Below are 12,943 nucleotides of genomic sequence, written 5' to 3'. Positions count from 1 at the left end.
AGCCGTAAAATTGTATATTGTGTCCGAAAAGATTTTTCGGAGTCAAGATGGATATCGGTTCGTTACATTTTCAGAATCCCGAAGCCTTTTGGCTATTGTTGCTTGTTCCCGTGCTTGTGGCGCTCTATGTTTACCGCCAGCAGCGTCGCAAGAGCACCATCAAGTTCCCGGCCCTTGCCATAGCCAAAAAAGCATCGCCTAGTCATCGGGTGCGCATGCGCCACATTGTGCCGGCGCTCCGCCTTGCAGCCCTGTGCTGCTTTGTGGTGGCCCTTGCCCGCCCCCAGAATGCCACCGAGGTGGAATACACCAATACCGACGGCGTGGATATTATGCTGGTGCTGGATGTGTCGGGCTCCATGGGCACGCTGGACATGTTGACCCGCACAGAACAGGCGAAGCTCGGGGTGATGAACGCCGAACGGATTCTCAAGTCCGGCGATTACTGGAAATATAGCCGCATGGGTTATGCCCAGCAGGTCATTGCGGAATTCATCCAGAAACGCCACAGTGACCGTATCGGTCTATCAGCCTTTGGCGCCCGTGCCGTTACCCAGTGCCCCCTTACGCTGGATTACGGCTCACTGCTTGAAATTCTGGGCGTTACAGACGACCTGGCACACGATTCTATCATGGGAAGCCGCACCGCCATTGGCGATGGCCTTATGAACGCTCTTGCCCGCTTGCAAAAGTCCGAAGCCAAGTCCAAGGTGGTGGTTCTCTTGACCGATGGCAAGGACAACGCCAGCGTCATTTCACCTGTCCGTGCGGCCGAGGTGGCCCAGTCCATCGGGGTGAAGGTCTATACCGTAGGCGTAGGCAAGCGTAAGGGTAAAATCCTGAGTTTCCAGCAGAACCCCTGGACAGGCGAAATCTCCTGGGGCGAGCGGGATATTACTCCCGAAGAAGGCATCGACGAAACCACCCTCAAGGCGGTGGCGCAAAAGACCGGCGGAAAGTTCTACCGGGCCGAAAACAAGGAACAGCTAGAAGAAATTTATTCCGAAATAGACCAGCTGGAAAAATCCGAAATCGAGACGGTGGCCTACGCCCGCTACGCCGAAAAGTTCTACCCCTGGCTTTTGGTGGGTGCGCTCCTCATTCTGCTGGAGCTGATTCTCGCCAACACCCGCTTTGTGCGGATTCCGTAGGCTATTCCCCGTCTACAGAAGGTTTGTAGCAGTTCCTGGTGCAGTTTTCGATTAGATCGTCAACCGTCTTGGTGGTGGGCGTGCCGAATTCGGACCAGTAGATGGAGAAAGTAATGGGCCACGGGCCCTGGGCAAGTTCCTCGCTAGTGGCGCTGGTGGCAATCAGCCTGTTGGCCAGAGTTTCTATCTCGGAAAAATCGTTACATTCGGTAACAATGGCAAAAGACGAAGTGCTGTAACGGGCGATAAAAGACCCGCGATTGATGCATTGCTGCCGTAGGAACGAGGCCATTTTTTGGAGGGCTATGGCTGCTGCCACACCCCCGTATTTCTTTTTCATGGCCTTGAACTTGTCAATGTCGATTTTCACAAAAAACAGTCTCTTGGCAGGGTTCTGTTTCTGGGTAATGGCTTCCAGGTAGTCTGCAAGTTTGTTGTCATTGTTGAGCTTGGTAATTTCATCGACGGTAATTCTCCTGCGCAACGAGGTCAGGTGAATAAATAGAGTGACGATGACAAACGAGGGCGACGTGATGGGCATATCGTAGAATTTGGCCTGTACCACCAGCAGAAGCAGGGGGAAAGCCATGGCTCCCGAAAGCAGGTAAAGGCTACGACGGCGAATCCTGTTGGTGCACTTGCGGGCCTTGGTCAGGCACAGGACGGCGGCAGAAACGATATAGACGATGGTCAGGATGTTCAGCAAAATCCACACATGGGGTCTCATGTCGAGAGGCGGTTCTGTCAGGTTGCTCAAGACATCTATGATGGCCATGACACTTACCACAAGGCTTGGCAACAATATGGGGATGAACATTTTGCGAAGGTGGTAGGTGCTTGTGGACGTAATAAAGAATACGGTCAGGAACCAGGAGCAACCCATGCAGATGCAGGTGACGATCTTGAGGCCGTTGATAATCTTGATGACGGGGATGTAAGTGGAGGGAATGAACTGTCCTGTAGAATTTAGGACGCAGAAAGCGATGGACAGGTCCACCAGGTATCGGAAAACATGAACTTCCCTGAGGCGGGAGGCCCGCTCCGTGATGCCATAACGCACCATCAGGAGAATGGCGATGCTTATGAGATCGATTTCGACTACAAAGGGATTGATTTCCATAGAGTTACCCTATAATCCAATAAGTAAAATATATCTTTTTTTTAACAAAAAAGTCATCGCCCGCAAATAAATGTGATTTTTCCCGTTTTTGGGGTCATTTTTTTGAAAAAATGGGGCGAAAAAGCCCGTTTTTTGTATATTCATGGGTATGCGGGCCCTGCCCCGCGCCGTTTTTTTCTGGAGTCTGTCCATGCGATTTGCGGAACCGAGCTTTTTGTGGGGACTTTTCACCCTGCCATTTTTTGCCCTTTTGTTCTATTATGCCTTTTACCGCCGTAAAAAACTGGCGGAGCGGTTCGTGTCCCTTTCCATGCTGCCCAAGCTTTCGACCAGCGTGTCTCCCTGGCGGAGGCTCGCCAAGGTTCTGATCCTCCTTTTGGCAATCGCTTTTTTGTTCGTTGCCCTTGCAAGGCCCCAGTGGGGCCATAAGCTGGAACACGTGGAGCGTCGCGGTCTGGACTTGGTGCTGCTGCAGGACATTTCCCTTTCCATGCTGGCCGAAGACATCAAGCCCAACCGTCTGGTGCGTAGCCGTCACGAGATTGCCTCGTTCCTGGAATCTCTCACCGGTGACCGCGTGGGTCTGGTGGCCTTTAGCGGCGAGGCCCAGGTGATGGTGCCTCTGACACTGGACTACGGAACCGTGCAGATGATGCTCCGGGAACTGGAGCCGGGCTGGCTCATGCCGGGAACGAACCTGGAAAAGGCCATCCGCAAGGGGATGGATTTGTTCCGCAACTCCGGCGGGGCGGGCAAGTATTCGGTAATGGTCCTCATGAGCGACGGCGAAGAGCTTGAAGACGCCGCCGTCAATGCCGCCAAGGAAGCCGCCGAGATGGGCATCCGCATCTACACGGTGGGTATCGGCTCCCGGGAAGGTGTGCCAATCCCTGTCAAGACTAAGAACGGAGAAGTGGCCTACAAAAAGGACATGCAAGGGAACATCGTGACCACCCGCCTAGAAGACGGGACTCTTCAAGAAATTGCAAGCGCTACCGGCGGGTTGTACTTTTACGCGAGCCCTGGCGAGTTCCAGCTGCAGAAGGTGCTGACCGAAATCGCCACCCTCGAAAAGAAGGACCAGGCAAGCGACCGCTTTGAGAATTATCAGGACCGCTACCAGATTTTCCTCGGGATTGCGGCCCTGCTGTTCTTGATTGAAGCGGTGGTGTCCGAACGGGGTCGCCGTCGCAAGCAACTGGCCGGTCGTTTCAGCTGAGTCATCGCTCCGGGTACAAAAAAAAGCCTTTCGGGTGGGTATGTCTCTCTTGGAGACGGGCGGCGCTCCATGGGAGGCCGAATTAGAATCCACCGGAAAGGCTATGTATATAATATACATTCAAAAAGCCCGATAAACCAAATTATTTTGAAATTCCTTAGTCCAATTTGGAATGAGGGAATAGCTATATTGTTTGGTGATGAAGAAAAATGATGCGAAAACCATATCGTTGCTGGTGGGCTCTGCCCTCTTGGCCTCTATTGCCGCTTGTTCCAGCGCGCCTGCCCCTGCAACGGAAAATACTGCGACGGTTGCTACCCCAAAGGATTCCGTTGCGGTGTCTGAACAGAGCGGTGCTGCAGCTCAGCCTGCAAAGTCCGACATCCCCGCCAGTTACAAGGACATCCAGTTTCCGGAATACAACTACGTAGCGCCTTACCCGAAGGATTACCGGGTGGAAATAGCCGACGGTGTCACCGGTTACATCGTGAGCGACCGCCGCTTGCCCCTGGTGAATTTTACGGTCTATTTCGAGAATCCGAGAGTCCCCGCCTCCATCAAGGACGAGGCCGCCTTCGAGATGCTGGGCTCTATGCTTAGGCGTGGCGGCGGTGGCGGTATCGCTCCCGGTGCCCTGGAAGATACCCTTGAGTTTATCAGCGCTGGAGTCGGTTCTTCGGCCGGCGTGTGGACCGCCTCTTTCGACATTGACTGCCTGACCAAGGATTTTGCCTCCGTGCTTGCGCTGACAAAGAAGGTGTTGCTCGCTCCCGCCTTTGACAAGGAACAGCTGGAAATCGTAAAGACCAAGTCTGCTACCGCTTACGAACAGCGCTACGATACTCCTGCCAAGGTGCTTTCGGCCCTGCGTGCCAAGGTGAACTACGCTCCTAACAATCGTCTGTGGGACGCTACCGGTGACGAATACAAGAAGGTCACTGACGCCGACCTGAAACGGCTTTCCCGCGGGGTGTTCCAGTCTAGCCGAATCATCTTTGCCTTGTCCGGTGATGTGGACCGGGATTCCAGCGTGCAGATGCTTAAGGAATTTTTCGCCGACTGGAAAAAGGACACTTCCACCGTTTCTTCTAAGCCTGCGGATTCCGCCTTTGTGGCGCCGCAGCCTCTCGCTTACCTGCGTAAGCCCGGCACCTTCGTGGTGGACAAGGACATTACCCAGGCGAACATTGCCATCAACCAGCCTTTCGTGAAACGCCCCCATCCCGACTACTACCCGGCAGCGGTGGCGAGCTTTATCTTGGGTGGCGGGAGCTTTACTAGCCGCCTCATGAACCGCGTGCGTAGCGACGAGGGCCTGGCCTACAGCATCTACAGCACCGTAGGCAACGACTATCGGGATACCGCCATGACCACCATCGCCTTGCAGACCAAGGTGGAGTCCGTGGATTTTGCCCTGACGCTGATTTTTGAAGAAGTGGAAAAGCTGGCCAAAGAAGGCCCGACGGCAGAAGAACTGGAACAGGCGAAAAAAGCGCTGATCGAAAGTCTGCCCAGCCTGTTTGATTCTCCTGCTTCTACGGCCACCATTTTTGCCAAGGGAGAACTGCTGGGCAAGACCTTTGACCACTACCTGGACTACGTGAAAGAAATTTCTGCCGTCACTCCTGAACAGGTGAAGGCCATGATTGCAAAATATTTTGCCCGCGACAAGATGACCATTTCTATCGTGGGTCCTGTCTCTAAATTCGATGCGTTGAAACCCTTCACCGTAATTCCCCAGGATAGCCTGGATTTTAGGCAATAGCCAAAAGGATTCCTGTGGGTCGGCGAGTTCTTGTTTTCTTGATGCTGTTGGTCTTTGCCTGTGCAGAGGCGTTTGCCGCAGATTCGCCCGAAAGCAAGCGCGAAGCCCTGATGAAAGAAATCGGCCGCAAGCGCATGATCGAAAAGTCCGGCGGCGAAGAGGGATTCCGCGCCCTCTGTTCCGGCGTCAAGAAGTGCCTAAACATCGATTACGGTTTTTGTACAGAAGAAGATCAGAAACCCTGGCCCAAGGTCAAGTATAACGAAGAGTTCTGCGCCCCCTTTGTAGAAATTACCAAGCGGGGATTGCCTGCAGACCCGAAAATCACGGGAGCGACGGAAATCTATTCCAGATTAGGCCGGCAGTACCGTGCCATTTACGAGAACAAGGGCTCGCTTCCTCTGGGACAGAACGTTATCAGCTACTTGTTCGACAACATGCCCTTTACGGCGGAACTTATCAACGCCTACCTGGGCACGAACTACCGGCTGGAATACACCAGCAAGGACAGGCGGTTTTTTAGCGGTAGCAACGGCCGGAGCCTTTCGGGTGAATTCTTCTGGGCCTTGCAGGATAGTGCCGGGCAGAAGCTCGGCATGCGGAACGTGTTTTTCGGGTATGGACACGCTCAGGTCCTCAGGTGGTCGCTGCACGGAACGGCTGTGGCCTACCTGGATATGGACCCTGTCTCCGACAAGGAAATTCGGTACAAGTTAACGGCCATCGTGTTTCCCGGAAATTCAGTGTTGAATTCCATTATGCAGATGCGTGTTTTCAAGAGCGTGGTAGGCGACAAGATTGACCATATCGTCAAGGACATCAAGAAGTCGTCGGGAGAATACTTCGGCGGAAACAAGGAGCCCATGCTCAAGAGTGCTTCCCTCAAGTCCATGGAGAACGTGCAGTACATTCTGGATTTCGAGAACGTGGTGAATGGCGATCCCTGGAAGTTGGGTGACTTTGAAAAGTTGCAGATTCAGCGTCGGCAGGCCAAGGAAGTTCCTGTGCCGCTGCAGGTGAAAGAATAGGTAATAGGGGTTAGGATCTAGGGGATAGGATTTAGGGGTTAGTAAAGCTGGTCTCAAGAAGTGTCATCCTCGCTGTCATTCTGGAGCGCAGCGATAGAATCACGAGGATCCGCTTGATGGTGAAGTGTTAGGATTGAAAAAAGAGATTAAAAAGGAAAATTTATGAGCGAAAAAGAAAGTTTGGAAAGTTTGCTTGCGCGGGTCACGGACCGCCGTCGGGAACTCCTGACAGGAGTGGTAAACCGCCGTACCCGCCATTTCTGCATGGTGCTGGAAGACCTGTTCGACCCCCACAATATTTCCGCCGTCATCCGCACCGCAGAGGTTTTCGGCCTGCAGGACGTCCACGTCATCGAAGAGGACAACGCCTACAGCGTGAACAAGTCCATTCTGAAAGGCTCCTACAAGTGGATGTCCATCTACCTGTACAAGAAACGCATGCTCTGTATGGAAAAGCTCCGTGCCAAGGGCTACAAGATTGCAGTGGCCAGCACCAACACCACCAATTCGGTTTTGGATCTTGACCTGAGTCAGCCTACGGCTTTTTACCTGGGGAGCGAGTTCCACGGGAACCACCCCGACACCCTGGCACACGCGGACTACGAATTCAAACTGCCCCAGTACGGCATTACGGAATCCATGAACGTCTCCGTAGCAGGCGGTGTGCTTATGACCTACCTGGACATTTTCATGCAGCGGGAGGGCCGCGAAAAATTCTTGCTCCCCCAGGCCGAAAGGGATGCCCTGCTCTACGATTACCTGGACCGGCACGTGAACGGCATCGAAAACAACAGCCCCATTGTTCGGGTAGAGGGGTAATTCGGGGTTCGGAATTCGGATTTAAGAACCAAGAGAATGAATGAAAAGCCCTTGTTTAGAAGATTTCTTTGTGTAGATTATGGTAAAAATGCTATTTTAAGGCAGAAATGAAGAAGAATACCACACTTTACTTCTCTGTCGGTCTTGTCGTCCTGTTGGCTATCGTCATCTTGGTTTTCGGCATGTTCTTCTTGAACGAGAAGGACCCGCGAGAGACGTTTAACACCTTCCACCTGCGTTTCACCCAGGTCAGCACCCTGGTGCTGGACGACCCGGTCAAGGTCAATGGCGTCAAGCTGGGCAAGGTGGAAAGCATCGAGCTTGCAGGCCATCGCGTGGTGGTGACCATCCGCCTGCGTACCGACGTGATGATTCCCAAGGATTCCGAAATCCGCGTCCAGAACATCGGTATCATGGGCGAACGTCAGATTGGCATGATTCTCGGGGACTCCGAGGAGTACTTTGAGCCGGGTGACACCATTACGGGCCAGTTCGACGCCGGCATCGCTGAGGCCCTCGGTCTGGCGGGCGAAGTTTGTGACAGCACCAAGGTCTTGCTGGAATCCGTGAAGCGGGCCCTGAAGGGCACCATCGCCAGCGAGGATTTCCAGGACAGGTTCAACACGCTTCTCGTGAAGGCCGAAACTCTGGAAGACCGCCTGATGGAACTTGTGAACACCACGGACCCCGAACTCAAGAAGAGCCTGGCCGGCCTGAACGAGGTGACTCTCAAGGTGGGCAACCTGGTCGATGGCGTCAAACCGCCTATCGACAACCTTTTTGCCAATACGGATGTGGTTATCGGGAATGCCAACAACTTGATTGCCGAACTGGAAGGTGTCACCAAGCACCTGGACGAACTCATTGCCAAGGTCCAGTCCAAGGAGAATACGGTGGGCGCCCTTCTTTCGGACCGCAAGTTGCACGACGACCTGGTCAAGACAGTCCATTCCGCCGACAGCCTGTTCAGGGTCATCTTGAACGATGGTCTTGACATCAACGTGGATATTTTCTGAGGGGCTATGATTGTAAAGACGCTTACGGTGACCAATAAACTTGGTGTTCATGCCCGCCCTGCGGGGATGATTGTTGATATTACGGGACCTGCCAAGAGTGACGTCTCCATAATTTTTGATGGTTCCAAGGCCAATGCCAAGAGCATTTTGAACGTGATGATGCTGGCCATTCCCCTGGGTTCCGAGGTGAAGTTCGAGGTGGACGGCGAAGACGAAGAACTGGTCGTGCAGAAGTTGGAGCAGTTATTCCATGACAACTTCAACGAAGAAGCAGGCTAAGGGGTCTTCTAGCTCCAAGACATCCAAGAAACCATTACGCATTGTATTGGTGGGCGTTCCTGCGTCGCCGGGCTTTGCCATGGGCAAAGTTTTCCCGATTACCAACAGGGAAATTTCCGTCGTCGAAGAAACCATCCCCGAAAGTCGGGTCACCACCGAAGAACAGCTGTTCTTGAAGGCCGTGAGCAAGACGGCAAAAGAAATTGGCCAGATCAAGGAAATTTCTGAAACCCGCACAGGCGTCCACGACAGCTTGATATTTGCAACCCACCTGATGATTTTGCAGGACCCGGGCCTGGTGAACGGCGTCCTGGAAATGGTCAAGAAAAAGCACAAGACGGCCCGCTGGTCGGTGCACGTGGTGCTGGGCAACTACATCGAGAAATTCGAGAAGATCAATTCCCCGGCCATGCGGGACAAGGCGGCAGACCTTCGGGACCTGTATAACCGCCTGATGACCGCCCTGGACGATTCCGGTCCGGTACTGGAGGACGTGGCTCTGGAACAGGGCGTGGTGCTGGCGGCTCACGAAATCATGCCCAGCATGCTCATTGCCATCAAGCCCGGTCAGGTCAGCGCCCTGGTGATGGATACGGGTGGCCGCACGAGCCATGTGGCAATTCTTGCCAGGTCGTTGCAGATTCCGGCGGTGTCGGGCCTTAGGAACGTAGCTGCCCAGGTGAACGCCGGCGACACCATCATTGTAGATGGTACCGGCGGCATGGTCATCGTCAACCCGGACGAAGAGGACATCCGCAAGTTCCACGAACGGCAAGAGGTCTTTGAACGCCAGCGCCGGGAACTGTTCACCATGCGCCGTCTGGAGCCCATGACCCGGGACGGCAAGTACATTACGCTCCACGCCAACATCGAACTTCCGTCGGAGGCGTCTAAGGTCACGGACTTTGGAGCGACGGGTATCGGTCTTTACCGTTCGGAATTCTTGTTCTTCCAGAAGGACGCTCCCACCGAAAGCGAGCAGGAAACAGCCTACGAAGAAATCCTTTCTACCATGTCGCCCTGTCCGGTGACGATCCGCACCCTGGATGCCGGTGGTGACAAGCTGGTGGCGGGCCTTACCGCCGTGAACGAGGCCAACCCCTTCATGGGCTGGCGCTCTATCCGCGTGTGCCTCAGTCGCGAAGACATTTTCTGCACGCAGTTGCGGGCGTTGCTCCGGGCCAACAAGAGCGGGAATCTCAGGATTTTGTTGCCCATGATTTCCGGACTCAACGAACTCCGCAAGGCGAAGGCGTATATCAAGCGCTGTGCCGATGAGCTGAAGGCCGAAGGAGTGCAGGTAGGCAATATCAAGATTGGAGCCATGATAGAAGTGCCTGCCGCCGTGATGCTTGTGGACCTGCTTGCCAAGGAAGTGGATTTCTTCAGCATCGGTACAAACGACCTTATCCAGTTTACCTTGGCGGTGGACCGGACCAACGAACTTATCACCGAAATGTTCCAACCTCACCATCCGGCCATTCTGCACATGATCAACCGTGTGGTGATGGCGGCGCACCGCGAAGGAATTCCTGTGGCGGTTTGCGGTGAAATGAGTGCGGACCCCATGAGTGTGCTTTTGCTCGTTGGGCTTGGCGTAGATGAGCTTTCCATGACGCCTTGGAGTGTCATGGCCACCAAGAAGATTATCCGTTCCATCAACTACGAAGACGTTCGCGAGTCGGCCCTGACGGTTTTGCAGATGGACGATTCCGACAACGTGAACGAGTATATGCACAAGAAGTATGCCCAGACCATTACGGACTTGGGTATTTCCAGCTTTGTGGGCCAGGTGGATGGGAAATAATGTGGAATGTGAAATGTGTGGTGTGAGTGATGCCAGATGTCATCCTCGCGTAGGCGAGGATCTGCTAGAGGTGTTTGAAATGACATCTAATTATCTCTATCAGCCCTAACGCCTAAAACCTAACACCTACAACCTACACATACGATGCACCGCATGACGTAAACCAGAATGAGTAAAATTTTAACAGTCCTTTTTTTTAGTGTCGCCTTCGCTCTTGCGGATACCGCTGCTGTATCTTCTGCAGTTGTCTCTTCTTCGGCCCCTGTCGCCCAGTCGTCTGCTTCCGCCCCAACCATCGTGTCTTCCAGTGCAACAGCAGTTGTTCCGAAGCCGACAACGGCAAAGAAAGATTCTCTCCCCGCTACATTTGTCGCCACCGACAGCCTGATTTCGACAGTCCCCCTGAATGACCCCTTTGCAGAACAAGAAAAGATTCTGCCCAAGGATTTCCAGAACCTGGTAGTTCGTGCGGAACGCTCCAAGCGGGCCTCTACGGATTTTGCCGTCTCGAAAAACGTTCAGGATTTCGCGAAGGCCGCTTATTACTATTACAGGGAACTTTGGGATAGCGCCTACGCCGCCTACGATTCTCTGCGGAGCAGGGATTCCGTTCTAGAAAAGAGCGTTGTTTTGCGAATGGCCCGCACCTGTTTTATGCGGGGGGATTACGCCAAGATGCGCGCAACCCTTGCTCTTGGGAACAAGTACGCCAAGGATTCCGACTTTGACAAGTCCGCCTCCCGCATGCGTATCGAGGCCGCCATGGCGGACACGAGCCTTACAGATGCGGCCCATGCGGATTCTCTGAAGGTGTTCCTGGAAAAGTATCCGAAGGGTGAAGACGCGGCGGCCCTGAGGTACCGCTACGCCTTGTATCTGGAGCAGTTCAAGCAGCCTGCTCAGGCCAAGAAACTTTATATTCAGTTGCTGGCCAGTTCTACGGTTTACAAGGATTCTGCTTTCGCTGCCATCCGGCGCTTGCGTAAGGTTCAGGGAACCCCAGAAAGCCTGCCCGAAAAGATTGCCTATGCCAAGATGGCCTGCGCCAAGGACGAGGCGTCCGCTTGCCTTGTTCTGCTGGATTCCATCGCCATTATGGATTCTATCGCCCTTGCGAAAAATCCGTCTGCCGCGGTGGCAGCGCCGGAAGATTCCCTGCAGAAGCTTTTGCCGCCCAGCACGCTGGATATGGATACCCGCATTGCCTTGTGGGAAAAGCGTGCCGTGACCCTTCGCAACCTGAAACGTGACGATGAATCTATTGCCCAGTTCAAGTTCCTTCTGGACTCTGTGGAGGCGAAACCGTTGTGGATGCAGTCTATCTTGAAGCTGTACCGCAACAATGCCAAGAAATACGCTAAGGAAATCAAGACCACGGATTCGCTTTTGCAAGATGCGAGCCAGTTCAGCAAGGAAAACGCCAACAACCTCTGGATCAAGGGGTTCGAATACGAGCAGAACGAAAAGTACGATAGTGCCATCGTGTGCTTCAAGAAGCTTTCTCACCGCAGGTTCAAGAACAACGTGAAGCGCCAGTGGGCAAAGTTCCGCATAGGTTTCGTCTATTTCAAGCAGGAGAAATGGCAAGAGGCTGTAGAGGCCTTTACCGATGCGGCCAAGGAACCGTTCCTGTGGAGCGGAAGCGGGGCCCGCATGTTCCTGGGAGATGCCTACATGAAGCTGGGCAAGGATTCCCTTGCTCGTGAAGCCTATCTGGACTGTATCCGGGATTTCCCGCTGGCCTACTACGCCCACCGCAGCCGCCTGAAACTTGCGGAATACAAGCTGATGGAAGAGAAGGACATCCCGTATGCTCACGGGGTCGCCATGTCTCCCGAAGAGACTCTGGCTTGGATTCGCGCCTCCCAGAAAATCGGCAAGCCGGACACCACCTACAACCCGGTCCGCTACAACCGCATTCGGGATCTGTTCCTTTACGGTTTCAGCGACGAGGCCTTTGCCCTCTACGATGAGGTGCGCCGCAAGAATTACAAGCGTCTGGATTTCTTGTACGAATACGGCAAGCTCTTCTACGAAATGGGTGAAGTGGCCGCCGGCTACAGGCTTGCACGGCAGTTCCAGAACAACATCGACCGTCGTCGCCTGATGGCACCGCCTATAGACGTGCTGCATTACCTTTATCCCATTCCCTTCAAGGACCAGGTGAAGTTCCATTCCGGAACGCGCATCGACCCCTTCTTCGTCTATAGCGTCATGCGTCAGGAATCCATCTTCAATTTCGAGATTGCATCTCCGGTAGGTGCCCGCGGGCTCTTGCAGATTATGCCCGCCACAGGCAAGATGGTGGCCGCCAAAGAAGGGATTCCCGATTTTGACCCGCTGTTGCTTTTCAACCCTTACATGAACATTCGCCTGGGTGTTCGTTACCTGGTGGACTTGAAAGCCGAATACGGTGACGACTACATGTATGTTCTGGGCAACTATAACGCAGGCCCCAAGCCCACCAAACGTTGGCAGGCGGCAGGTCAGGGCAGGCCTTGGGATATCCGCGCCGAAGAAATTAGCTACTGGGAAACCCGCGACTACGTAAAGCGCGTCATGGGGAATTACTGGATTTATCAGGAAATTTACGAAGGGCTGTAGGCTACTCGCACATTCCGTACAGACCGACCTTATATATTTGGAGCGAGATGTTCACCGTTGTGTTTTGGCAGTTCTCCACTTTTTACTCGTAGCAGTGGACATAGTGTGATTCGCCAAGGGTGTCGTCGGTGGGTG

Annotated in this window: 10 protein-coding genes; 9 read left to right on the top strand and 1 reads right to left on the bottom strand. The window is 53.8% G+C overall.

The window, feature by feature from the left end:
- Window positions 1-47: 47 nt before the first annotated feature.
- Entirely contained in the window at window positions 48-1,151 is a 1,104-nt protein-coding gene (locus tag IKB43_08715; GenBank protein MBR2470214.1) for a VWA domain-containing protein, read from the top strand.
- A 1-nt stretch (window position 1,152) separates the two neighbouring features.
- Here IKB43_08715 and IKB43_08710 read toward each other — a convergent pair whose 3' ends face one another.
- Window positions 1,153-2,271 carry a diguanylate cyclase gene (locus IKB43_08710; GenBank protein MBR2470213.1) on the bottom strand — a complete coding sequence of 373 codons (1,119 nt, stop codon included), beginning with the start codon at window positions 2,269-2,271 and terminating at the stop codon, window positions 1,153-1,155.
- A gap of 190 nt (window positions 2,272-2,461) precedes the next feature.
- Here IKB43_08710 and IKB43_08705 point away from each other — a divergent pair, with 190 nt between their 5' ends.
- From IKB43_08705 to IKB43_08670, 8 genes are all read left to right on the top strand, one after another.
- Window positions 2,462-3,490, top strand: coding sequence for a VWA domain-containing protein (locus tag IKB43_08705; protein MBR2470212.1), 1,029 nt, complete (start codon window positions 2,462-2,464; stop codon window positions 3,488-3,490).
- Window positions 3,491-3,689: 199 nt separating this feature from the next.
- Window positions 3,690-5,255 carry an insulinase family protein gene (locus tag IKB43_08700; GenBank protein ID MBR2470211.1) on the top strand — a complete coding sequence of 522 codons (1,566 nt, stop codon included), beginning with the start codon at window positions 3,690-3,692 and terminating at the stop codon, window positions 5,253-5,255.
- 14 nt (window positions 5,256-5,269) lie between these two features.
- Window positions 5,270-6,283 (top strand): hypothetical protein, encoded by a 1,014-nt coding sequence (locus tag IKB43_08695; protein MBR2470210.1) that lies wholly within the window; start codon window positions 5,270-5,272, stop codon window positions 6,281-6,283.
- 162 nt (window positions 6,284-6,445) lie between these two features.
- The gene (locus IKB43_08690; GenBank protein MBR2470209.1) at window positions 6,446-7,102 is read left to right on the top strand and encodes an RNA methyltransferase; all 657 of its coding nucleotides are present in this window, start codon (window positions 6,446-6,448) and stop codon (window positions 7,100-7,102) included.
- Between the two features lie 107 nt (window positions 7,103-7,209).
- Window positions 7,210-8,118 carry an MCE family protein gene (locus IKB43_08685; protein MBR2470208.1) on the top strand — a complete coding sequence of 303 codons (909 nt, stop codon included), beginning with the start codon at window positions 7,210-7,212 and terminating at the stop codon, window positions 8,116-8,118.
- A 6-nt stretch (window positions 8,119-8,124) separates the two neighbouring features.
- Window positions 8,125-8,397, top strand: a complete 273-nt coding sequence (locus IKB43_08680; GenBank protein MBR2470207.1) for an HPr family phosphocarrier protein — start codon at window positions 8,125-8,127, stop codon at window positions 8,395-8,397.
- On the top strand, window positions 8,369-10,204 hold the full coding sequence (ptsP, locus tag IKB43_08675; GenBank protein MBR2470206.1) for a phosphoenolpyruvate--protein phosphotransferase: 1,836 nt from the start codon (window positions 8,369-8,371) through the stop codon (window positions 10,202-10,204). The genes IKB43_08680 and ptsP overlap by 29 nt, the downstream gene beginning before the upstream one ends.
- Window positions 10,205-10,372: 168 nt before the next feature.
- Entirely contained in the window at window positions 10,373-12,808 is a 2,436-nt protein-coding gene (locus IKB43_08670) for a transglycosylase SLT domain-containing protein (protein ID MBR2470205.1), read from the top strand.
- Window positions 12,809-12,943 lie beyond the last annotated feature (135 nt).

The organism is Fibrobacter sp., assembly GCA_017503015.1.
Lineage (GTDB): Bacteria > Fibrobacterota > Fibrobacteria > Fibrobacterales > Fibrobacteraceae > Fibrobacter.
The sequence above is the reverse complement of the archived record's forward strand: the minus strand, read 5'-3'. Positions and strand labels throughout refer to the sequence as shown.

Bases quoted from the DNA above. Each gene is read 5' to 3' on its own strand.
- IKB43_08715 (MBR2470214.1), top strand. From the start codon at position 48: ATGGATATCGGTTCGTTACATTTTCAGAATCCCGAAGCCTTTTGGCTA.
- IKB43_08710 (MBR2470213.1), bottom strand. From the start codon at position 2,271: ATGGAAATCAATCCCTTTGTAGTCGAAATCGATCTCATAAGCATCGCC.
- IKB43_08705 (MBR2470212.1), top strand. From the start codon at position 2,462: ATGCGATTTGCGGAACCGAGCTTTTTGTGGGGACTTTTCACCCTGCCA.
- IKB43_08700 (MBR2470211.1), top strand. From the start codon at position 3,690: ATGAAGAAAAATGATGCGAAAACCATATCGTTGCTGGTGGGCTCTGCC.
- IKB43_08690 (MBR2470209.1), top strand. From the start codon at position 6,446: ATGAGCGAAAAAGAAAGTTTGGAAAGTTTGCTTGCGCGGGTCACGGAC.
- IKB43_08685 (MBR2470208.1), top strand. From the start codon at position 7,210: ATGAAGAAGAATACCACACTTTACTTCTCTGTCGGTCTTGTCGTCCTG.
- IKB43_08680 (MBR2470207.1), top strand. From the start codon at position 8,125: ATGATTGTAAAGACGCTTACGGTGACCAATAAACTTGGTGTTCATGCC.
- ptsP (MBR2470206.1), top strand. From the start codon at position 8,369: ATGACAACTTCAACGAAGAAGCAGGCTAAGGGGTCTTCTAGCTCCAAG.
- IKB43_08670 (MBR2470205.1), top strand. From the start codon at position 10,373: ATGAGTAAAATTTTAACAGTCCTTTTTTTTAGTGTCGCCTTCGCTCTT.